The organism is Micromonospora sp. NPDC049275 (assembly GCF_043197115.1).
GTDB lineage: Bacteria > Actinomycetota > Actinomycetes > Mycobacteriales > Micromonosporaceae > Micromonospora.
In genome coordinates this window covers 89,750-110,978 of the sequence record NZ_JBICSN010000016.1, presented here as the reverse complement: position 1 = coordinate 110,978, position 21,229 = coordinate 89,750, and the positions used below count along the sequence as shown (strand labels likewise).

At 73.1% G+C, this 21,229-nt stretch carries 18 protein-coding genes; 15 read left to right on the top strand and 3 right to left on the bottom strand.

Annotated elements, in window-relative coordinates; all coding sequences use genetic code 11:
- Positions 1 to 12: 12 nt before the first annotated feature.
- Positions 13 to 723, bottom strand: coding sequence for a DUF998 domain-containing protein (locus ACGFIE_RS30255; protein ID WP_393300995.1), 711 nt, complete (start codon positions 721 to 723; stop codon positions 13 to 15).
- A 185-nt stretch (positions 724 to 908) separates the two neighbouring features.
- Here ACGFIE_RS30255 and aspS point away from each other — a divergent pair, with 185 nt between their 5' ends.
- From aspS to ACGFIE_RS30235, 4 genes are all read left to right on the top strand, one after another.
- Entirely contained in the window at positions 909 to 2,714 is a 1,806-nt protein-coding gene (aspS, locus tag ACGFIE_RS30250) for an aspartate--tRNA ligase (protein WP_393300992.1), read from the top strand.
- 114 nt (positions 2,715 to 2,828) lie between these two features.
- Complete coding sequence (locus ACGFIE_RS30245; protein WP_393300990.1) at positions 2,829 to 3,638, top strand: SDR family oxidoreductase; 810 nt, start codon at positions 2,829 to 2,831, stop codon at positions 3,636 to 3,638.
- 65 nt (positions 3,639 to 3,703) lie between these two features.
- Positions 3,704 to 4,321, top strand: coding sequence for an ArsR/SmtB family transcription factor (locus ACGFIE_RS30240; protein ID WP_393300988.1), 618 nt, complete (start codon positions 3,704 to 3,706; stop codon positions 4,319 to 4,321).
- Between the two features lie 173 nt (positions 4,322 to 4,494).
- The gene (locus ACGFIE_RS30235) at positions 4,495 to 5,829 is read left to right on the top strand and encodes an MFS transporter (protein ID WP_393300985.1); all 1,335 of its coding nucleotides are present in this window, start codon (positions 4,495 to 4,497) and stop codon (positions 5,827 to 5,829) included.
- Positions 5,830 to 5,833: 4 nt separating this feature from the next.
- Here ACGFIE_RS30235 and ACGFIE_RS30230 read toward each other — a convergent pair whose 3' ends face one another.
- Positions 5,834 to 6,574, bottom strand: coding sequence for a GNAT family N-acetyltransferase (locus ACGFIE_RS30230; RefSeq protein WP_393300982.1), 741 nt, complete (start codon positions 6,572 to 6,574; stop codon positions 5,834 to 5,836).
- Positions 6,575 to 6,715: 141 nt separating this feature from the next.
- On the opposite strand from ACGFIE_RS30230, the gene ACGFIE_RS30225 reads away from it, so the two are divergent.
- From ACGFIE_RS30225 to mltG, 8 genes are all read left to right on the top strand, one after another.
- Positions 6,716 to 6,928, top strand: coding sequence for a hypothetical protein (locus tag ACGFIE_RS30225; protein ID WP_007458297.1), 213 nt, complete (start codon positions 6,716 to 6,718; stop codon positions 6,926 to 6,928).
- Positions 6,929 to 7,003: 75 nt separating this feature from the next.
- The gene (locus tag ACGFIE_RS30220) at positions 7,004 to 8,608 is read left to right on the top strand and encodes a replication-associated recombination protein A (protein ID WP_393300979.1); all 1,605 of its coding nucleotides are present in this window, start codon (positions 7,004 to 7,006) and stop codon (positions 8,606 to 8,608) included.
- Positions 8,609 to 11,052: 2,444 nt separating this feature from the next.
- On the top strand, positions 11,053 to 11,745 hold the full coding sequence (locus ACGFIE_RS30215) for a hypothetical protein (protein ID WP_393301047.1): 693 nt from the start codon (positions 11,053 to 11,055) through the stop codon (positions 11,743 to 11,745).
- Between the two features lie 149 nt (positions 11,746 to 11,894).
- Positions 11,895 to 12,359: a DUF948 domain-containing protein gene (locus ACGFIE_RS30210; RefSeq protein WP_007458303.1), complete on the top strand. Its 465-nt coding sequence runs from the start codon at positions 11,895 to 11,897 to the stop codon at positions 12,357 to 12,359.
- Positions 12,360 to 12,389: 30 nt separating this feature from the next.
- The gene (locus ACGFIE_RS30205) at positions 12,390 to 12,695 is read left to right on the top strand and encodes a hypothetical protein (RefSeq protein ID WP_363686946.1); all 306 of its coding nucleotides are present in this window, start codon (positions 12,390 to 12,392) and stop codon (positions 12,693 to 12,695) included.
- On the top strand, positions 12,692 to 15,370 hold the full coding sequence (gene alaS, locus ACGFIE_RS30200; protein WP_393300976.1) for an alanine--tRNA ligase: 2,679 nt from the start codon (positions 12,692 to 12,694) through the stop codon (positions 15,368 to 15,370). The genes ACGFIE_RS30205 and alaS overlap by 4 nt, the downstream gene beginning before the upstream one ends.
- 73 nt (positions 15,371 to 15,443) lie before the next feature.
- Positions 15,444 to 15,902 carry a Holliday junction resolvase RuvX gene (gene ruvX, locus ACGFIE_RS30195; RefSeq protein WP_363686942.1) on the top strand — a complete coding sequence of 153 codons (459 nt, stop codon included), beginning with the start codon at positions 15,444 to 15,446 and terminating at the stop codon, positions 15,900 to 15,902.
- A complete protein-coding gene (mltG, locus tag ACGFIE_RS30190; RefSeq protein WP_393300973.1) occupies positions 15,902 to 17,101 on the top strand; it encodes an endolytic transglycosylase MltG in 1,200 nt (399 codons plus the stop codon). The genes ruvX and mltG overlap by 1 nt, the downstream gene beginning before the upstream one ends.
- A gap of 90 nt (positions 17,102 to 17,191) precedes the next feature.
- Here the strand turns inward: mltG and ACGFIE_RS30185 are convergent, their stop codons facing one another.
- Complete coding sequence (locus tag ACGFIE_RS30185) at positions 17,192 to 17,683, bottom strand: peptidoglycan-binding domain-containing protein (protein ID WP_363686938.1); 492 nt, start codon at positions 17,681 to 17,683, stop codon at positions 17,192 to 17,194.
- Between the two features lie 155 nt (positions 17,684 to 17,838).
- On the opposite strand from ACGFIE_RS30185, the gene ACGFIE_RS30180 reads away from it, so the two are divergent.
- From ACGFIE_RS30180 to ACGFIE_RS30170, 3 genes are all read left to right on the top strand, one after another.
- A complete protein-coding gene (locus ACGFIE_RS30180; RefSeq protein ID WP_393300970.1) occupies positions 17,839 to 18,672 on the top strand; it encodes a shikimate dehydrogenase in 834 nt (277 codons plus the stop codon).
- Positions 18,673 to 18,718: 46 nt separating this feature from the next.
- Entirely contained in the window at positions 18,719 to 19,060 is a 342-nt protein-coding gene (locus tag ACGFIE_RS30175) for a hypothetical protein (RefSeq protein ID WP_393300967.1), read from the top strand.
- A gap of 143 nt (positions 19,061 to 19,203) precedes the next feature.
- Complete coding sequence (locus tag ACGFIE_RS30170) at positions 19,204 to 21,087, top strand: glycosyl hydrolase (RefSeq protein WP_393300964.1); 1,884 nt, start codon at positions 19,204 to 19,206, stop codon at positions 21,085 to 21,087.
- Positions 21,088 to 21,229: the final 142 nt, after the last annotated feature.

Sequence of the window (21,229 nt, the reverse complement as noted above, 5' to 3'; positions counted from 1 at the left end):
CCGTGCGCGGCCTCAGGCGAGGCGATCCGGGCCGTCGGTGGGGAACAGGGGATCCGGGGGTACGACACCTGTCGTCGGCAGGGCCGGCCCGAGTGTCGTGGTGCCCTCGGTGGCCCGTGCGAGGTGTGCCCGTCGAGCGGAGAGGACCGCCAGCAGCGGCCAGAGCGACACGCCCACCGCCGTCACCCGTTCGGCCAGGCCGGTTCGTGATCCGTTGGTCACCTCGAACGCGAACCAGCCGAAGAGGGCGAGCAGCACGAGCGTGGCGCTCAACGCCACCCCCCGGCGAAACGCCCAGGGCACCCGCGGATGGGCGGTGTCCGGGCCACGCGGCAGCCGCAGCGCCGACCCGGCCGGCCAGAGCGCCAGCGCGAGGACCGCGACGGTAGCCGCGACGCCGTGGCTGAGGGAGCCGCCGACCGCCGGCCGGGGAAAGGCGACGAGCGCGATGGTGGCCACGCCGCCGACGGCGAGCAGGAAGCGGCTGGGCAGCCCGGCCGCGTGCAGCACCGCCGCGATCGCCAGGTAGCAGCAGCCGAGCAGCAGCAGAGCAGTGATCATGATCCAGGCGTCGGTGGCGTCGTGTCCCGCCAGTTCGCTGATGGTGTCCCGGACCGGGTCGTACCCGGCCGGCTGTCGGGCGCCCGCGACCGTCCAACCGCCCACCAGCAGCACCGGCGCGGCCACCGCCGTGGCGACGCCCCAGTTCGGTACGGCGCGCATTCGGCCACGTTAACCGGCGTGACGGCCCGCCGAGCCGGGTTCGCCAGGCTGCCACCGGCGACGCGCACCGGACTGCCGCCGGCCCACCAGCGAATCGTGCCGGCCTGCCGGGTGCCCCCGAGCCGGGCCGGCCGCCCCTGACAGAATGCGGGTGAGGACTGTTCCACGATGAGGAGTTGCCAGCCGTGATCCGTACCCACAATGCCGGAAGCCTGCGCGCCGCGGACGCCGGCTCGACGGTGACGCTCGCCGGGTGGGTTGCCCGCCGGCGTGACCACGGCGGCGTCATCTTCGTCGACCTGCGCGACGGCTCCGGCGTGGTCCAGGTGGTGTTCCGCGAGGAGGACGCGCACGCGCTGCGCAACGAGTTCTGCGTGAAGGTCACCGGTGAGGTGACCCGCCGGCCGGCCGGCAACGAGAACCCGGAGCTGCCGACCGGCGACGTCGAGGTGACAGCCGTCGACCTGGAGGTGCTCTCCGAGGCCGCGCCGCTGCCGCTTCCGGTGGACGACCAGGTCGAGGCCGGCGACGACCTCCGACTGCGCTACCGCTACCTGGATCTGCGCCGCAGTGGCCCGGCGAACGCGCTGCGGCTGCGCTCGCGCGCCAGCCAGCTGGCCCGGGGCGTGCTGCACGAGCGGGACTTCCTGGAGATCGAGACGCCGACGCTGACCCGCTCGACGCCCGAGGGCGCCCGCGACTTCCTGGTGCCGGTGCGACTCCAGCCCGGCAGCTGGTACGCGTTGCCGCAGTCGCCCCAGCTGTTCAAGCAGCTGCTGATGGTCGGCGGCATGGAGCGGTATTACCAGATCGCCCGCTGCTACCGCGACGAGGACTTCCGCGCCGACCGGCAGCCGGAGTTCACCCAGCTCGACATCGAGATGTCCTTCGTCACCGAGGACGACGTGATCGACCTCGGCGAGGCGATCGTCTCGGCGCTGTGGAAGGACCTGGCCGGGCACGAGATCACCCGACCGATCCCGCGGATCACCTGGCACGACGCGATGGCCCGGTACGGCTCGGACAAGCCGGACCTGCGCTACGGCGTGGAGCTGACGGACCTGACCGAGTACCTGCGCGGCACCGAGTTCCGGGTCTTCGCCGGGGCGATCGACGCGGGCGGCTACGTCGGCGCGGTGGTCATGCCGGGTGGCGCGTCGCAGAGCCGCAAGGAGCTGGACGGCTGGCAGGACTGGGCGAAGGCGCGCGGCGCTCGGGGTCTCGCGTACGTGGTGCTGGACGCCGAGACCGGCGAGGCGCGCGGGCCGGTGGCCAAGAACCTGTCCGCCGAGCACCTGGGTGGGCTCGCCGACGCGGTCGGCGCCAAGCCGGGCGACGCGGTCTTCTTCGCCGCGAGCGCCACGACCCGGGAGGCGCAGGAGCTCCTGGGCGCGGCCCGCGTCGAGATCGCCAAGCGGGCCGGTCTGGTCGACGAGAGCGCCTGGGCGTTCTGCTGGGTGGTCGACGCCCCCATGTTCGAGAAGACCGACGAGGGCGGCTGGACGGCCGTGCACCACCCGTTCACCTCGCCGAACGCCGAGTGGGTGGACCGGTTCGAGGAGGCGCCCGACCGGGCCCTCGCGTACGCGTACGACATCGTCTGCAACGGCAACGAGATCGGCGGCGGGTCGATCCGTATCCACCGGGGTGACGTGCAGAAGCGGGTGTTCGACCTGCTCGGCATCACTCCCGAGGAGGCGCAGGACAAGTTCGGCTTCCTGCTGGAGGCGTTCAAGTACGGCGCTCCGCCGCACGGCGGTATCGCGTTCGGCTGGGACCGGGTCTGCATGCTCCTGGCCGGCGCGGACTCCATCCGTGAGGTCATCGCGTTCCCGAAGACCCGGGGCGGGTTCGACCCGCTGACCGGTGCCCCGACGCCGATCACCGCCCAGCAGCGCACCGAGGCCGGCATCGACGCCAAGCCGAAGCCCTCCGCGACGGCCCACACGGGCACGGCCGGCCCGGCAGCCCCGGTAGCAGACCCGGTCTGACCCGGTCCGACCCCCCTGCCACGCCGTTGATCATGAGGTTGACGGGCCCGCGCTGCGGCGTGTCGCTCGTTAACCTCATGATCGACGAGGGCGATGGTGGGGGAGTGGGTCGGCATGCGGGTGCTTGTTGTCGGGGGTAGTGGGTTTCTGGGTTCCGAGGTTTGTCGGCGGGGGATGGCCGCCGGGTTCTCGGTGGTGGGGACGTTCCACTCCGGGTCCGTCGGGGTGCCGGGGGTCGCCGGGCGGCGGCTGGACGTGACCGACCGCGCCGCCGTGCGCGCGCTCGTCACGCAGGTGCGGCCGGACATCGTGGTCGCGACCCCCTATCGGTACGACGACTGGACGGTCACCGCCGACGGCGCCGCCCACGTGGCCCTCGCCGCCGCCGAGGTGGGAGCGAGGCTGGTGCACCTGTCCAGCGATGCGCTGCACGGCGGCCGACCCACCCCGTACGCAGACGACGACCCGCCCAGCCCGGTCAACGCGTACGGGGCCGCGAAGGCGGCGGCCGAGACCGCCGTGCGGGCGATCGACCCCGGCGCGGCGCTGGTGCGTACCTCGCTGATCCTCGGGGAGGGCAGCAAGCAGATCGAACTCTGCCGGGAGGCGCTCGCCGGCCGCGCCGTCCTGTTCACCGACGAGTTCCGCTGCCCGATCGACGTGGGCGACCTGGCCGACGCCGTGCTGGAGCTGGCCCGCTCGTCGTACGCCGGACTGCTCAACGTCGCCGGCCCGGACGCCGTGAGTCGGGCCGAGCTGGGTCTGCTGGTCGCCGAGCGGTTCGGTCTGGACCCGGCCGGGCTGAAGACCACCACGGCGGCCGCCGCCGGCGTGGTCCGCCCCAGTGACGTACGCCTCGACTCCGCCCGTGCGGCCGGCCTGCTGCGGACGCGACTTCGCGGGGTACGCGAACTCCTGGCCTGACGGCTCTGCACACTTCCTATGCACAACTATTGTGCATAGGAAGTGTGCAGAGATAGTGTGCAGTCATGGCGAACGACGAAGCGACCCCGCGGCCCGCGCCGCGGGAGGTACGGATCGACAAGCGGCAGGTCCGGGTCCTCGCGCACCCGCTGCGGATGCGGCTGGTCGGCGCCCTGCGCGTGAACGGGCCGGCCACCGCCACCACCCTCGCCGAGCTGCTCGGCACCAACACCGGCGCGACCAGCTATCACCTGCGCCAACTCGCCGAGGCCGGGCTGGTCACCGAGGATCCCGACCGGGGCAGCGGTCGGCAGCGCTGGTGGCAGGCGACGCACGACGTCACCAGTTGGGACCCGAGCGACTTCGACGACGACCCCGACGCCCGCGCCGCGATCGAGTGGATCCAGGGCGACCAGGTGCGCCTCCTCGTCGAGCACGCCGAACGCTGGTTCGCCACCCAACACGAGTGGTCCCCCGCCTGGCGGGACGCCCTCGGCATGGGCGACGTCTTCCTGACCGTCCCGCCGGAGCGGCTGGAGGCGCTCAAGGCGGAGGTGTGGGCGGTGCTGGAGCGCTATCACCGGGAGGCCGAGCCGGTCGACACGGCCGAGCCCGCCGACCCGCAGGCCCGTCCGGTGCAGGTCTTCCTGGCCGCCTACCCACTGCTGGGCGGCCCTCAATGAGCGCGAGGAGTGAGCCGGGTTTGCGAGCCCCGCAGTCGCGAGTGGAGGTGGCGTCGTGAGCGCGAGGAGTGAGCCGGGTTTGCGAGCCCCGCAGTCGCGAGTGGAGGTGGCGTCGTGAGCGCGAGGAGTGAGCCGGTGTTGCGAGCCCCGCAGTCGCGAGTGGAGGTCATGTCGTGAGCGCGCTGACCGTACGCCAGGTCCGGGGTCGTTACCTCACGCTGTACGGCCTGCGCTGGCTGCCCACGGGGTTGATGATCCCGGTGATGATCCTGCTGATGCAGGAGCGGGGCCTGTCACTGCCGCAGATCGGCCTGGTCAGCACGGCGCAGGGGCTGCTGGTGCTCGCGTTGGAGCTGCCCACCGGTGGTCTGGCCGACGCTCTCGGCCGCCGACCCGTCCTGCTCACCGCCGGGGCGATCAACCTCGCCTCGCTGGCGCTGTTCGCGGTGGCCGACTCGTTCTGGCTGTTCTTCCTGGTCTGGGCGTTGCAGGGGATCTACCGGGCGCTGGACAGCGGCCCACTGGAGTCCTGGTACGTCGACGCCACCCTGGCCGCCGACCCGCAGGCCGAGTACGAGCGGGGGCTAGGGCACGGCGGCACCGTCATCGGAGTGGCCATCGGGGGCGGCGCGCTGCTCAGCGGCGGCCTGATCGCGCTCGGTCCGCTCGGGCCGGTCAGCGCGCTCACCGTGCCGGTGTTGGCCGCGATCATCGCGCAGGCGGGGGCGCTCGTCGCGCTGCTCGTCCTGCTGGTCGAGGAGCGGCCGGCCACCGGATTCGCGGCGCTGCGGTCCTCGGTGGCGCAGGCGCCCCGGATGATCGGCCAGGCCGTCGGCCTGCTGCGCCGGTCCCGGGTGCTGCTGGCCCTGGTGGCGGTGGAGCTGTTCTGGGGCTTCGGCATGGTGACCTTCGAGTCGCTGCTGCCGGTGCGGCTCGCCGAGGTGATCGGCGATCCGGAACGCGCCGCCGCGCTGCTCGGGCCGGCCAACTCGGCGGCCTGGCTCGCCAATGCGGCAGGCGCGGCGCTGACCCCGCTGCTGCTGCGCTGGCTCGGCGCGGCGCCCGGCGCGGCCCTGCTGCGCATCCTGCAGGGCGTCACCGTCGTCGGGATGGGGCTGCTCGCCGGCCCGGTCGGGGTGCTGGTGGCCTATCTGGCCTGCTACGCCGTGCACGGCGCGTCGAACCCGCTGCACAGTGGCCTGTTGCACCGCCAGGTCGACGGCCCGTACCGGACCAGCGTGCTCTCGCTGAACTCGATGATGGCGCAACCGGCCGCCGCGCTCGGCGGGGTGGTGCTGACCGCTGTCGCCGCCGCCGCCGGCGTCAGCACCGCGATGGTGGTCGGCGCGGTCGTGCTGGCCGTCGCCGCCCCGCTCTACCTGCCCGCCTGGCGGGCAGGCCGTCGCGCCGCCGCCGATCCCGCCGACCCGCCAGCGGTCCCCGCGCAGGCACCCGCGCCCGGAGCCGTGCCCGCGCCCGGATCTGCCGAGCAGCGCGCCGGCCGGTAGGACCTCAGGCGAGGCGGATCGAGGTGACGTGGTGGGTGCTGGTGAAGCCGAGGCGGCGGTAGAGCCGTACCGCCCCCACGTTGTCCGGGTAGACGCCGAGCCCGACGGTGTCGTGTCGGGCCAGCAGCGCCCGGGTCATGCCTGCGGTCAGCGCCGCGCCGAGGCCCCGGCCGCGCTGGTCGGGGGCGACGGTCAGGCCCGCCAGGAACCCGACGTCGCCCCGGCTGCGGTCCGCGCCGCACGCCACCAGCCGGCCGCCGGCCCGGATGCCGTACCAGTCGACCACCCGCGGGTCGCCCGGCCGGGTGGTGGTGCTCGGGAACGCCTCGTCGACCAGAGACTGGAGCGCCGGGCGGTCGGCGTCGGTGAGCCGTACGACAGACTGCTCGTCCGGCTGCTGCGGCGGCGCCACTGTGGTCCAGTGGAAGTCCCAGTCGACGTGTTCGGCCACCGGCAGTCGGGCGGCCAGCAGGGCGGGGTCGAGCCGGGGCAGGTGCAGCCGGTGCTCAGGCCGCAGCACCCCGTCGGCGACCAGCGCGGCGCAGATCGCCAGCACCGGCTCGGTGGGGCCGACGGCGTCGGCGCCCAGCCCGCGCTCGGGCGGCAGCAACCACAGCACGGCGCCGTCGCGCCGGTAGCCGTGCGCCGGCACGCCCGGCGAGAGCGAGTGCCTGACGAACGGGTGGTCACCGGCCGCGGCCAGGATGACGGCCCGCTCGTGGATCGCCTGGTCGTCGGTGATCATGACGGTCAGCCTAGAAGCCGCCGTACGGGCGAGCGCGCCCGGTCCGGCAGCCGGCGGGCCGATCCACTGTCGAGATTGGCGAGCCGACCGATTGGGTACATCACGCGCCGACCTACTGGGAACCCCCACCGGAGGACCGACATGCTCGCCATTCTCGCCGCCATCGTCTTTGGCTTCGCCCTGCTGCTCGACCTGCTCAACACCGACTTCGGCGCGCCGGACCTGTTCAACTGGAACACCCTCGTGCTCATCGGCCTGCTCCTGCTCTCGCTCTACCTGGCCGGCGTCGGCAGCGGCCCGCGCGGCGGTGGCGGCGGCCGCTGGTACCGGGGCCGTCGTCCCGGCCGTGGCTGACCGAGACCGATCAGCGATGGCCCGGCCCGCAGCGCGCTTCCGGCGTCGCGGGTCGGGCCCGGTACTGTCTTCGTGATGGAGTCCGACGCTCTCTTCTCCCTCGGTGCGCCCACCGGGCCGCGCAGCGCGCCCGAGGGGCCGACCGGTGTCGACGGCTTCACTCCGGTAGCGGACGATTCGCCCCTGCCCGTCCGCATGCGGCCCACGAGCCTGGACGAGCTGATCGGGCAGGACCACCTGCTCGCCCCCGGCGCGCCGCTGCGGCAACTGGTCTCCGGCGGCGCCCCCCTGTCGGTCATCCTCTGGGGGCCGCCCGGCAGCGGCAAGACCACCATCGCGCACCTGGTGGCCGGTGCCACCGACCGCCGATTCGTCGCCATGTCGGCCCTCTCGGCCGGCGTCAAGGATGTCCGGGCGGTGATCGAGGCGGCCCGTCGCCAGCGCCGCTCGGGTGGCCCGCAGACGGTGCTGTTCATCGACGAGGTGCACCGGTTCAGCAAGACCCAGCAGGACTCGCTGCTCGCCGCCGTCGAGGACCGTACTGTCACGCTGCTCGCGGCGACCACCGAAAACCCGTACTTCTCGGTCATCTCACCGCTGCTGTCGCGGTGCGTGCTGCTCACCCTGCAACCGCTCGACGACGACGCGGTCCGCGGCCTGCTGCGCCGTGCGGTCGCCGACGAGCGCGGCCTGGGCGGCGTACTCACCCTGGCCGCCGACGCCGAGGACCACCTGGTCCGGCTCGCCGCCGGTGACGTCCGCAAGGCGCTTACCGCGCTGGAGGCGGCGGCGGCCTCGGCCGCGGCGCTGGGCGTCGGGCGCATCGACCTGGCGACCGCCGAGCAGGCGGTGGACGTGGCGGCGGTGCGCTACGACCGCGACGGCGACGCCCACTACGACGTGGTCAGCGCGTTCATCAAGAGCATGCGCGGCTCGGACGTGGACGCCGCGGTGCACTGGCTGGCCCGGATGCTCGTCGCGGGGGAGGACGCCCGGTTCATCGCCCGGCGGCTGGTCATCTTCGCCAGCGAGGACGTGGGCATGGCCGATCCCACCGCGCTGAGCGTGGCCACCGCCGCCGCGCACGCCGTGGAGTACGTGGGCCTGCCCGAGGCGCAGCTCAACCTGGCGCAGGCGGTGATCCACCTGGCCACCGCGCCGAAGTCGAACTCGGCCACCACCGCGATCGGCGCGGCCATGGCGGACGTACGGGCCGGCCGGGGTGGGCCGGTGCCCCGTGGGCTGCGGGACGCGCACTACGCCGGCGCCCGCGGACTGGGCCACGGCACCGGATACCGCTACCCGCACGACGACAAGCGTGGCGTGCTCACCCAGCAGTACGTCCCGGACGACCTGGTGGGCGTCGACTACTACCAGCCCAGCCCGCACGGGGCGGAACGGTCCGTGTCGACGCGGCTGCCGTTGCTGCGCCGGATCGTGCGCGGGCTGCCGGCCCCGCCAGCCCGCCCCGAAACCCCGACCGCCGGGTCGCCCGCCGCCAGTGTCACCGCGCCCGCGACAGCGGTCCCGTCGGTGGCGGCCCCGACCGTCGGTCCACCGGTAACGCCACAGCCCGACCCGGCGCTTGCCGGTCGGAACGGCCGGCCGGCCACGGATGCGGACGGTCCCGGCACGAAGCAGGACAGCGGCACGGACGCCGCAGGAGAGGGTCAACAGTGAGATCGCGTGGTGCGGACCGCCCCGACGAGGGCCCGGACGAGCGGCGTGATCCCCGCGCCAAGGGCCGCCGCTGGGGTCGAGGCCGAGCCGAGGCCGAGCCGGAAGAGCCGGTGGCCGGCGAGGAGTTCGGCTGGATCGACGACCTGCGCTCGGCCAAGCAGCAACGCGGCGAGCTGGGCCCGGACGGGGCCCCGGCCGAGCCCGTGCCACCTCGCGCGGGCGCGGCGACGCCGCCGGACGCGCCGCCCGGCCCACGCCGCCCCGACGCCGAGAGCGCCGGAACGCGCCGCCCGGTCGACGGGCCGTGGCCGGGGGAGGCGCCCCCGCCGGGTCGCCGCCCGGACGCCCGCCCGCCCGCCGACCGCGAACTCCCCGACCGCCCACCCGCCGACCGCCTCCGGGCATCCGGTCCTGCCGGCGCTGTCGCGGGCCCGCCGACGCCGCGTGGCGCCCAGCCGGTTCCCGGCACCGGCCCTCGCGCCGCCGCGCCGCCCCTCGCGCCACCGGCCGCCCGTCCGGGCGGCGATGACCAGGCGAGCCCTCCCGGTCCCCGCCCGCCCACCGGCGCTCCGGCCGGCCCGGCCCGACCGCGTCCGACCGTGGGACCGTCCGGCCCGCGCCCGGGGCCGCCGACCGCGGGCGCCTCGACCGGCCACTCGCCGGATGCCGCTGCCCCGACCGGTCGGGCGGACGCGATGCCGCCACTGCGCCGGCCGGACGCCGGGCCTTCGGGCCGCGGACCCGCGCCCGACCCGACAGGTGGCGGCCGGCCGCCGACAGGTGATGGCCCGCCCGTCGGGCGACGGGCGACGGGACCCGTCCCCGATCCGGCGCGAACCGCCGGGCCGCCCACCGCGGCCGGTCCGGCCCGGCTCGGTGCGCCGCAGCCCGGCGTCGCACCGCCTGTCGGCGACGGGTTGCGCGCCGACCCCGCGATCGACAGCGACCCGCGTACGGCCCGGCGTCGTCCCGGCCCCGTCGACCCGGGAGCGCCGGAGCCCGAGGGTCAGGCCCGGGCCGCCGGAGGTGGTCGCCGCCGTGCCGCCGAGCCGGACGAGCCGGTGGTGCCCCGCTCGGGCAATGCCCCACCCATGCCCGAGGCACCCACCGCGCCGCCCAGCGCCGCAGCCACCAGCGCCGGTCCCAACGGCGCCACCAGCGCTGGACCTGCCAGCGTCACGTCCACCGACGGCACCGGCCGCCGTCGGGCGGTCCCCGACGACCAGGGTCGACGCGCGCCGACAGGCGGTGAGCCGCGGGCGGACCGTCCGGAACGGCCGGCCGACTGGCTGCGTCAGGCGGGCCGGCTGCCGCACACCGACCCCGGCCTGCCGGTGGTCAACCGCCGAGGTGGCGATGCGCAGCCGCCGACCGCGAACCGGCCCGTCGGCCGCCGTGGCGCCCCGCCGTTCGCCGGTGATCTGACCGATCGCTCCGGTGGCCCCCTCGCCGTCCCCGATCCGGCCGCGGACCGCGCTGCCGGTCGCCGTCCCGTCGGGCCGCCGGCCGACCCGGGCGCGGACGCTCCCACCGGCCGTCGGGCGGCCGGATCCGGTGCGCCGGAGTCCACCGCCGAGCAGCCGAGCGGTCCCGCGCCTCATCCGACAGGTGAGCGACCCGTCGGGCGTCGGGGCACTCCGGGAACGGCTCCGGATCCGATCAACCGACGCGGCCGCCCGCCCGCCGAGCCCGCCACCGACGGACGCACCGGCCACGTGGACGACCGCGGCGACGACCCGTACGCCGGCCCTGGCGGCAGCGGACGGCCCGCGCCCGTCCGGGGTGCCCGCTCCGCGCCACCCGGCGCTCGGGCCCGGCCCGGGCCCGGCGACGCGCCGGCCTCCGGCACCGGCCGCCGTGGCCCCGACGGTCCACCCCGTCCCAGCGGCATGCCCGAGCGCGGTGCCGCCCGCCCGGACGGGTCGGCGCGTGCCGCAGTCCCGCCGGGTGCCGGCCCGGATGCTCCGGCGCGTGCCGCCGTCCCGCCGGGCGTGGACCCGGATCGTCCGGCCCGCGCGGCGGTACGCCCGGGCGTCGGCCCGGACGCCCCGCCGCGCCCCGGCTCGGCGCGGCCCCGCCCGGACGGCCCGGCCCGCGCCGCCGTCCCGCCGGGCGTCGGCCCGGACGGTCCGGCCCGTGCGGCAGTCCGTCCGCCGGGCGTCGGGCAGCCACCGGTCGGCGACGACCGAGCGGGTGCCGAGCACGCCGGCCCCGGTGCACCCGCGACCGCGCGTGCTGCCGCCCCGCGACCGGCGGACCGCGCCGCGGGCCGTGCCCTGCCGCCGCCCCGCGAGGCCGGCCGGCCCGAGCCCAGCGGTGTCGCGCCCGTGCCGCCGCCCGGCCGGCCCGGCGAGCCCGCCGGTGTGGCCCGCGCCGCCGTCGTGGTGCCCGCCGCGACGCCGCCGGTGGACCGGCCGATCGCCGAGCCGGCCGACGGGCCCGCACTGCGCGCGGCCGGCCAGGAGGCGTCCGACGACGATGCCCCGGGCGCCCGTTCCGAGGTACGCCGGCAGTCACGCGAACGACGCCGACTGCGGGTGGCCATTCTGGCGCTGGTAAGCGTCGTGCTGCTCGGCGCGGTACCGCTCTTCTTCGGGGTTCGCACGCTCAGCCGGGACCCGGTCTTCGACAACCTGGACCAGCTCGGTGTGCCCGCGTGGGCCGCGACGAAGACTGTCGACGATGTCAGCGGCAGCCGTTGGTGCCTGCTGGACTGTCGACTGCGCGAGCGCACCGTCACCTCGGAGAAGTCGCCGGAGGAGACGACGAAGGTCTACGAGGAGGCGCTGCGCCAGGACGGCTGGCGACCGTGGAAGGTGAGTCGCTGCCCGGAGCAGAAGACGAAGGGCAGCTACAGCTGCTGGCGTCAGGACGAGCTGACCCTCGACCTGTGGGTACGGGCGCCGGCCTGCGTACCGCCACCTGTCGACGGGGAGCCGGCGATCGTGCCGTCCCCGGAGCCGTCGGCCGCTGCGGGGGAGTGCACCGGCTCGTTGGTGTCGGTGAAGGTGCGCAACGCGATCGACGACGAGCGGACCAGGCCGCAGCCCAGCACCGATCCGTCACTGACCGGAGAGGACCCGTACCCGACGGTCAGCGGGGATCCGCTGGGCGACGTGACACCCTCACCGTCCTGAGCCGCTCTCCATCACGGACGGTAGGGTCTGGGGCTGGCGGGCCCGCCCGTGTCCGGTGACCGGCGACGGCCCGGCTTGTTCGGTGGGCACCACTGTTGTGCGTTCCGGGGACGTCGGGTCCTGCGGAACTCTGCTTGAGGAGGACAGGCGTGGGCGACATTTTGGCGATCGCGGCGCTGATCGCGGCGAGCGCGTTCGCGGTGCTGGTGCTCATCCTGACGCTGCCCATCCTGCGGCTGCGACACACGGTGGACGCCACCACCCGGATGATCAACGATCTCAACGATCGGACCGGACCGCTGCTCGGTGACGTGAACACCACTGTGAAGAACGTCAACGTCGCGCTGGAGCAGGTCCAGACCTCGCTCGACGGCGTGAACCTCCAGCTGGCGAAGGTCGACACGATGACCAGCCACGCCCAGAACGTCACCGCCAACGTCGCCAACCTGGCCACCGTCGTCTCCGCCGCGGCCGCCAACCCGCTGGTCAAGGTGGCCGCGTTCGGCTACGGCGTGCGCAAGGCCGCTGCCGGCCGCCGGCACGCCGAGACCGAGCGCGAGGTGCGCGACACCATCAAGCAGCAGCGACGGGCCGCGCGGCGCGGCAACAGCTGACCGGCCCGGCGCACCAGGAGGTAGCGAGACATGAGGCGCTTGTTCTGGCTCGGCATCGGCGTGGCCGTCGGTGTGATCGTGGTCCGCAAGGCGACCCGCACCGCGCAGGCGTACACCCCCGCCGGCATCGCCAGCTCGTTGTCGGAATCCGCTGGCGGCCTGATGGAGTCGCTGCGTAGCTTCGTGGAGGACGTCCGGGTCGGGATGGCCGAGCGCGAGCAGGAGATCCACCACGCGTTCGCCCAGGGCGAGGCGTTCGACGACAAGTTCGCCGACCTGCGGGAGGACCCGCGCATCGGCGATCGAGACATCTTTCCGGAGGAACACCAGCGATGAAGACGGCGGAGATCAAGCGGCGGTACCTCGCGCACTTCGAGGCGAACGGCCACGCCGTGGTGCCGTCCGCTCCGCTGCCCGCCATCAGCGACCCGAACCTGCTGTTCGTCAACGCCGGCATGGTGCAGTTCGTGCCCTACTTCCTGGGCCAGCAGACCCCGCCGTACCGGCGGGCGGTGAGCGTGCAGAAGTGCATTCGCACCCCGGACATCGACGAGGTCGGCAAGACCAGCCGGCACGGCACGTTCTTCCAGATGAACGGCAACTTCTCCTTCGGTGACTACTTCAAGGCCGGCGCGATTCCGCTGGCCTGGGAGTTGTCCACGAAGCCGGTCGCCGAGGGTGGGTACGGGCTGGATCCGGAGCGGATCTGGCCGACGATCTACCTCGACGACGACGAGGCGTACGAGATCTGGCGGTCGGTGGGTGTGCCGACCGAGCGGATCGTCCGCCGGGGCAAGGCGGACAACTTCTGGTCGATGGGCATTCCCGGCCCGTGTGGTCCGTCGTCCGAGCTGTTCTACGACCGGGGCCCGGAGTACGGGGCCGAGGGCGGCCCGGCGGTCGACGAGGACCGGTACATGGAGTACTGGAACCTCGTCTTCATGCAGTTCGAGCGCGGCCCGGGCACGACCAAGGAGGACTACCCGATCCTGGGTGACCTTCCCGCGCAGAACATCGACACCGGCATGGGCCTGGAGCGGATGGCCTCCATCCTGCAGGGTGTCGACAACCTCTACGAGATCGACGAGGTTCGACCGATTCTGGCCCGCGCGGCGGAGCTGACCGGCAAGCGTTACGGCGCGCACTCCGGGCACGTGGCCAGCGAGTCGCACCCGGACGACATCCGGCTGCGCGTGGTCGCGGACCACGTGCGTACCGCGCTGATGCTGATCGGCGACGGCGTGACCCCGAGCAACGAGGGCCGTGGCTACGTGTTGCGCCGGATCATGCGCCGGGCGATCCGGTCGATCCGGCTGCTCGGCTGGCAGGACCGGGCGCTGCCCGAGCTGCTGCCGGTCGCGCGGGACTGCATGGCGCCGTCGTACCCGGAGCTGGCGACCGACTTCGACCGGATCGCGCAGTACGCGTACGCCGAGGAGGAAGCCTTCCTGTCGACGCTGCGCGCCGGGACGACGATCCTGGACACGGCGATCGCCGAGACCCGCACGGCGGGCGGCACGGCGCTGTCCGGGGCGAAGGCGTTCCAGCTGCACGACACGTACGGCTTTCCGATCGACCTGACCCTGGAGATCGCGGCGGAGCAGGGCCTGAAGGTCGACGACGAGGGCTTCCGCCGGCTGATGGCCGACCAGCGGACCCGGGCTAAGGCGGACGCGCAGGCCCGCAAGACGGGGCACACCGACGTGTCGGCGTACCGGTCGGTGCTCGACGCGGGCGGCCCGGTGACGTTCACCGGCTACAGCGAGGTGACCCGCGAGTCGCGGGTGCGGGCGCTGCTGGGCGCGGACGGCCCGCGCCAGGCGGCGACCGAGGGCGAGACCGTCGAGTTGGTGCTCGACACGACCCCGTTCTACGCCGAGGGCGGTGGCCAGCAGCCCGACCACGGCATCATCACCGTCGGCGACGGTCAGGTCGAGGTGCTCGACGTGCAGCAGCCGGTGCCCGGCCTGATCGTGCACCGGGCCCGGGTCATCCGGGGCGAGGTGCACAGCGGCGACACCGGTTACGCCGAGATCGACACCACGCGGCGGCGGGCGATCTCCCGGTCGCACACGGCCACCCACCTGGTGCACCAGACCATGCGCAACTTCCTCGGCGAGTCGGCCACCCAGGCGGGTTCGCTGAACGCGCCGGGCCGGCTGCGGTTCGACTTCAACACTCCGACGGGTGTGTCGCCGACAGTTCTGCGGGACGTGGAGCAGCAGGTCAACGAGGTGCTCCTGGCCGACCTGGAGGTGCACGCCTTCATCACCTCGCTGGACGAGGCGCGGCGGATCGGCGCGATGGCGCTGTTCGGCGAGAAGTACGGCGAGGAGGTGCGTGTCGTCGAGGTCGGCGACTACGCCCGCGAGCTGTGCGGCGGCACGCACGTGGCCCGCTCGGCGCAGCTCGGCCTCGTGAAGATCCTCTCCGAGTCGTCGATCGGCTCCGGTGTCCGCCGGGTCGAGGCGCTCGTCGGCATGGACGCCTTCGGCTTCCTGGCCAGGGAGCACCTGCTGGTGTCCCGGCTGGCCGAGCTGTACCGGGTGCCCAACGACCAGGTCGCCGACCGGGTCGAGCAGACAGTCACCCAGCTCCGCGACGCGGAGAAGGAGCTGGAGAAGCTGCGCGCCCAGTTGGTGCTGGGCGGGGCGGGGGCGCTCGCCGCGCAGGCCAAGGATGTGCGCGGGGTGGCGTACGTGGGCACCGAGGCGCCGGAGGGCGCGGCCGGCAACGACGTACGGACCCTGGCGCAGGAGATCCGCGGCAAGATCGACCCGGCGCGGCCGGCGGTGGTCGCGGTGGCGGCCCGCGCCAACGGCAAGGCGTCGCTTGTGGTGGCGGTCAACGCGGCGGCCCGCGCTCGGGGCCTGGCCGCATCGGACCTGGTGAAGGCGGCGTTCTCCGGGCGCGGCGGGGGCAGCCCCGACCTGGCCCAGGGTGGCGGCCTGCCCGCGGCCGAGGCGCCGAACCTGCTGCTCACCGTCGAGAAGGCGATCACCGAGGCGTGATGGGCGGTCATTGTCGACCAGGGCGGGCCGATCGGTCCGCCCTGGCTCGTCGACAGCCGAGGGGTGACCGACGGTGAGCGGTTTCACACGGGGAGTTCGCATCGGCGTGGATGTCGGCCAGGTGCGGGTCGGCGTGTCCCGCTCGGATCCGGACGGGGTGCTGGCCACGCCGCTCGTCACCCTCGCCCGCGATCTCACCGCCGCGCCGGACGTGGTGCCGAGCGACATTGCCCAGCTCGTGGCGTTGGTGGCCGAACACGAGGCGGTCGAGGTTGTCGTCGGCCTTCCGGTCAATCTGGCCGGCAAACACGGCCCAGCGGCGGTCGGAGTGAAGGCGTACGCTGACCGACTGGTCGATGTGATAGCGCCCGTACCGGTAACGCTTACCGACGAGAGGATGTCGACGGTGGTCGCTTCTCGTAGGCTTGCCGAACGTGGCGTCCGAGGTAAACGTCAACGTGCGGTTGTCGACCAGGCGGCCGCGGTGGAGATCCTGCAGAGCTGGCTGGACGCGCAGCGGAGGCGGACGTAATGATCGACGATCTGGATCTTGGGTTTGACGAGCCGGAGCGGGGTGAGAAGGGCCGGCATCGGCGCAGCTTCGTCCGTAAGCGAAACGGCGGCTCCGGCTCCGGGGGGCGCGGCAAGACCTTCCTGGCGCTGCTGATGGCCCTGCTCCTGCTGGGCGGCATCGGTGGCGGGGCGTTCTACGGGTTCGACCGGATCCAGAACTACTTCGTCACCCCCGACTATGACGGCGGCGGCTCCGGCGAGATCACCGTCGAGATCAAGAGCGGCGCGCTGCTCGCCGACATGGCCGACACCCTGGTCGCCGCCGATGTGGTGAAGAGCCAGAAGGCGTTCATCGAGGCCGCCGAGGCCAATTCGCGCAGCAAGAACATCCAGCCGGGCACGTACAAGCTGCGCAAGCAGATGAGCGGCGCGAGCGCCGTGACGGCCATGCTCGACCTGAAGAACAAGATCGTCAACGGGTTGACCATCCCCGAGGGCCGCACCAGCATGAACATCTACAAGCTGCTCTCGGAGAAGACCAAGATCCCGGTCAAGGACTTCCAGGCCGCCGCCAAGGACCCGGAGGCGCTCGGCGTCCCGGACTGGTGGTTCAAGCGCGACGACGGCAAGAAGGTCGTCAAGTCCATCGAGGGCTTCCTCTACCCGGACACGTACGAGATCCCGCCGAAGGCCACCGCCGAGAGCATCCTCAAGCTGATGGTGGACAACTTCCTCTCGGTGACCGGCGAGATGAAGTTCGCCGACCGGGTGCAGAAGGAGCGCAAGGTCAGCCCGTACGAGGCGCTGATCGTGGCGTCGCTCGCGCAGGCCGAGGCCGGCAACAAGGACGACCTCGGCAAGGTCGCCCGGGTGGCCTACAACCGGGTGTACGGCGAGTTCCCCTGCAACTGCCTGGAGATGGACGTCACGGTCAACTACTACCTGGAGTCGACCGGGCAGAGGACCAAGTCGTCCAAGGAGATGACGGCGGCCGACATGGACAACCCGAAGAACCCGTACAACCGCAAGCTGCCGGGCCTGGTCCCCACCCCCATCAACAACCCTGGTGAGCAGGCGCTGAAAGGCGCGATGGCTCCGCCGGTGGGTAAGTGGCTCTTCTTCGTGGCCATCGACAAGCAGGGTCACTCGGAGTTCGCCGAGACACCCGAGCAGCATGAGCGGAACAAGGCCAAGGCCCGGGAGGCCGGCATCATCTGACGAATTCCCGACCACCGAAAAAGGCTCCCTTTCCGCAGTGGAAAGGGAGCCTTTTTCGTCAGCCCGGAAACACCATTTGCGGTGTCGTTGTCAGTGGCTTGTGCCGGTCCACGAGCCGGTGCGCGGGTTCAGGAACGTCCACACCCCGTTGCTGTTCTGCTTGCGCAGCGGGAAGGTGCGGTTGTATCCGTAGTAGAAGTACCCGGTCTGGGTGCTCGTGTCGTAGCCGGTGTTGCGGTTGACCGCACCGTACGCCTTACCCCAGGTCTGCGGCCCGACCTTTCCGTCGATGCCGATGTTCATCACGTCCTGCCAGGTCCTGGTCTTGGCGGCGGTGTTGGAGCCGTACTCGCCGTCGATGAAGCTGGTGCCGACGGTGCCGCTCAGGTCGTCGGCCCAGATGATGGCCTGCCAGAGGCGCACGATGTTGCCGGCACGCACGCACGAGCTGGACGCGCACAACTCGTGATTGTCCGACCAACTGCCCGCCGCGCTGTCCGCACGCGCGGGCGCGGCCGCCATCAGCGAAATGCTGAAGGCTGCGGCAATCGCGATGAGGACGCGCAGAATCCGCTTGTTCATGGTTTCCCCCCAGTTTTCGATCGATCGTCCTGCGCCGAATGCTTTCACCGACGTCGATGAAACGTCAAGCGAACAACCGTCGGCGCGGTCGGGGACGGGTGGTGCGGCGGCCGGTGCGGTCGGTAGGGTCGAGGCGACGTGTACGGGGGGCGGACATGACGCGGACAGTGGTGGCCCGTCGGGCCGCGGTGCTGGGCAAGCCCATCGCCCACTCGCTGTCCCCGGTGATCCACACCGCCGGTTACGCCGCCGCCGGGCTGACCGGCTGGTCGTACACCCGGATCGAGTGCGCGGCCGCGGAGCTGCCGGCCCTGGTCGCCGGCCTGGGCCCGGAGTGGGCCGGGCTGTCGGTGACCATGCCGGGCAAGGAGGCGGCGCTCGCCGTGGCCGACGCCGCGTCGCCGGTCGCCGTCGCCGTCGGCGCGGCCAACACGTTGGTACGCCGTCCGGACGACTCCTGGTACGCGGACAACACCGACGTCGGCGGCATGGTCGAGGTGCTCACCGGTGCCGGGGTGGTGCCCGGCGCCGCCGTTACCGTGTTGGGCGCGGGTGGCACGGCCCGCGCCGCGCTCGCCGCCGCCGCCCGGTTGGCCTGCTCGTCGGTCACGGTGGTGGCCCGCCGGCCGGAGGCGGTCGACGAGCTGCGTCCGGTGGCCGACGCCCTCGATCTGGCGCTGACGGGCGCCGTGTGGCCCGACCCGGCCCGGCTCGCCGCCGCCGACGTGGTCGTCTCCACGGTGCCGAAGGGCGTCGCCGACCCGCTCGCGGCCGTGGTGACGTGGCGACCGGGCGGGGTGTTCTTCGACGCGCTCTACGACCCGTGGCCGACGCCGTTGGCCGCGTCCGCGCTCGGGGCCGGCCTACGGGTGGTGTCCGGACTGGACCTGTTGCTGGCGCAGGCGGTCGGCCAGTTCGAGCAGTTCACCGGCGTTGCCGCGCCGAGGGCGGCGATGTCCGCCGCGCTGGCGGCCGCACGCGCCGCCTGACGCTCCGGGAAGCTACATCCGATGATCCCTTCCGCCGGAGGCCTTGATGTCTGTCCTGGTGCTTCTCGCCATCGGTGCCCTCAGCGTGCTGGTGCTGGTCGCCGCGCTCGGGTACGGCTCACTCGGTTGGCCCTTCGTGGCGGTCATGGCCGTGGTGGCTGCTGTCGTGGTCGTCCAGATGTGGCGGAAGGGTCGGTCCGGGGTGGTGCGGCCGGACGACGGTGGCAGGCAATATCTGCTGCTTGGCGGCTCGGTCACGGCCCTGTGGCTGGTGGGTGTGGTCCTGTACCTCGCCTTCGACCTTTCGGTGCCGCCCTACGCACTGGCGCTGCTCCTCATCCCGTGCGTGACCTTCCTGGCCGCCGGCCTCCTGCAGCGCCGTGGTTGACGATCAGGCCCCGCACGTATGTGAATCGGGCGTTGTCTTAGCTGACGGTTAAGACGCGCTTACGGGAAACTGTCCTCCGTACGACATGCCCTGGTCGTGGATACGCTGCTCACGGTTATCGCAGCAGACACAGGGAGTTCTCCTTGACCAGGCATGGACTGCACCGCATCACCCGGCTCCGCAACGGTCCCCGGCGTAAGGCGATCGCGATCGGCGTGGTCGGGGGTGCCGTGGTGGCCGGCATCGTGGCCACCATGATGCCGCTGCTGGCCAGCGACGACCTGTCGATCCGCGCGGTCGCGGACACCACCGCGACGGTGGTGACCCAGGACGGCGACAACGCCACCAAGACGACCCTGGCGACCTGCCCGGCGCGCTGCGACGGCAACCCGCGCGGTGGTCGGGAGGCGGTCGTCGAGTTCGCGGTGACCACCGTTCCGGCCGCCGCCGTCAACGTCCGGGCGACGCTGCGCATGCACGCCTGGCAGCAGTTCGCCGCCACGGTGACCGCGCACGCCGCGGCGTTGAGCGCCCGCGAGACGCGCCCCGTCCCGGCGACGGCGGGCGCCGCGCTGGACACCGTTACCGGCGTGGCCAAGGGCGTCAACGAGTGGGACGTCTCCAAACTGGTCACCGGCAACGGCACCTGGACGGTGTCGCTCGCCCAGACCGGCCTGGAGACCCGCGTCTACTGGGCGTCGGTCGAGAACCGCGACCCGGACCTGCGACCCAGCCTGGTGATCAGCTACGACCTCGGCACCCCGCCGTCGGCGGCGCCGCCGACCCCACCGGCGCCGCCGCCCGCGCCGAGCGCGCCGCCGCCCACCGCCGCGCCCCACCCCACGCCCCCGCCGGGCCTGGCGCCCTGGGTGTTGGGGGGGTCGGTCGAGCCCCCCCCCCCCCCCCCCCCCGCCCGGCTCCCCCTCACCCCCCCCCCCCCCCCCCCGCCGCCGCCCCCCCCCCCCCCCCGACCGGCGCCGCCGCCCTCGCCGAGCGCGCCGCCGACCACGGCCGCGCCCAAGCCGACGCTCGCGCCGTCCCGGACGCCCACGCCCACGGGCAGTCCGGAACTCCCGTCCGGCAAGTGCGGCCAGGTGTCGGACACGCTCGTCCCCTCCTGCGGCGCCTGGTGGGGCATGTACTCACCCGCCAACGCGGGCAGCGGCTGGGATCACGCCAAGGCGATCACGACCGTCGAGGCGCAGGTGGGGCGCAAATTCGACATCGTGCACCGCTACCACGACTTCTCCAATGCCGGCAGCAACGGTGCGTTCCCCGACGCGTACGAGGCGCAGCAGATGCGCGAGGGCCGGCTGATGTTCTTCGCCTGGGAGTCCCGCGACTTCTCCGCCGGCACGACGCTGAAGTGGTCCGACGTCTACAGTGGTCGCCACGACGCCACCATCGACGCGGTCGCCGGTCGCATCCGGGCCGCCAAGGTGCCTGTGTTCCTGGGCTTCGACCACGAGCCGGAGGACGAGCCGAACAAGGGCAGCGACGCCGACTTCGTCCGCGCCTGGAAGTACGTGTACGAGCGGTTCGCCAAGGCCGGCGCGGACAACGCCGTCTGGGTGTGGACGATGATGGGCTGGTCCGGGCACTACTCCCGGTACGCCGGCCTCTACCCCGGCGACCGGTACGTCGACTGGGTGGCCTACGACCCGTACAACTTCCACGTCTGCAACGGCAGCACCGTGTGGAAGAGCCCGAGCACGACGGTCGACGGCTTCTACCGCTGGCTCGACGAGAACGGGATCGGGGCCGGCAAGCCGCGGATGCTCGCCGAGTTCGGCACGAACTTCAACTCCGCCGACCCTGGTGCCAAGCAGCGTTGGTTCCAGGAGTTCCCGGCCGCGCTGAAGGCCCACCCGAAGATCAAGGCCGCGATCTACTTCAATTCGCCGGGCATGACCACCCGCACGGCGACCTGTGACATGACGATGAACCACGACGCGTCCGCGGTGGCCGGCTTCACGCAGGCCGGCAAGGACGCCTACCTGCGACAGCCCACCGGAGGGAGCCGCTGACCGACGATGACGACATCGTGAACGCCGACACCGTTCATCGGGAGTTCGCCGGCTGATCCTCCGGCGTTCTGTCGGCTAGCAGATTCATGCACCGCCCAATCGGCGGATGCGCCTACCAGGCTGGGCGAGGGACGCTACCTCG

Bases quoted from the DNA above. Each gene is read 5' to 3' on its own strand.
- ACGFIE_RS30175 (WP_393300967.1), top strand. From the start codon at position 18,719: ATGTCTGTCCTGGTGCTTCTCGCCATCGGTGCCCTCAGCGTGCTGGTG.
- ACGFIE_RS30225 (WP_007458297.1), top strand. From the start codon at position 6,716: ATGCTCGCCATTCTCGCCGCCATCGTCTTTGGCTTCGCCCTGCTGCTC.
- ACGFIE_RS30240 (WP_393300988.1), top strand. From the start codon at position 3,704: ATGGCGAACGACGAAGCGACCCCGCGGCCCGCGCCGCGGGAGGTACGG.
- ACGFIE_RS30220 (WP_393300979.1), top strand. From the start codon at position 7,004: ATGGAGTCCGACGCTCTCTTCTCCCTCGGTGCGCCCACCGGGCCGCGC.
- ACGFIE_RS30245 (WP_393300990.1), top strand. From the start codon at position 2,829: ATGCGGGTGCTTGTTGTCGGGGGTAGTGGGTTTCTGGGTTCCGAGGTT.
- alaS (WP_393300976.1), top strand. From the start codon at position 12,692: ATGAAGACGGCGGAGATCAAGCGGCGGTACCTCGCGCACTTCGAGGCG.
- ACGFIE_RS30205 (WP_363686946.1), top strand. From the start codon at position 12,390: ATGAGGCGCTTGTTCTGGCTCGGCATCGGCGTGGCCGTCGGTGTGATC.
- ACGFIE_RS30180 (WP_393300970.1), top strand. From the start codon at position 17,839: ATGACGCGGACAGTGGTGGCCCGTCGGGCCGCGGTGCTGGGCAAGCCC.
- ACGFIE_RS30255 (WP_393300995.1), bottom strand. From the start codon at position 723: ATGCGCGCCGTACCGAACTGGGGCGTCGCCACGGCGGTGGCCGCGCCG.
- ACGFIE_RS30185 (WP_363686938.1), bottom strand. From the start codon at position 17,683: ATGAACAAGCGGATTCTGCGCGTCCTCATCGCGATTGCCGCAGCCTTC.
- mltG (WP_393300973.1), top strand. From the start codon at position 15,902: ATGATCGACGATCTGGATCTTGGGTTTGACGAGCCGGAGCGGGGTGAG.
- ACGFIE_RS30230 (WP_393300982.1), bottom strand. From the start codon at position 6,574: ATGATCACCGACGACCAGGCGATCCACGAGCGGGCCGTCATCCTGGCC.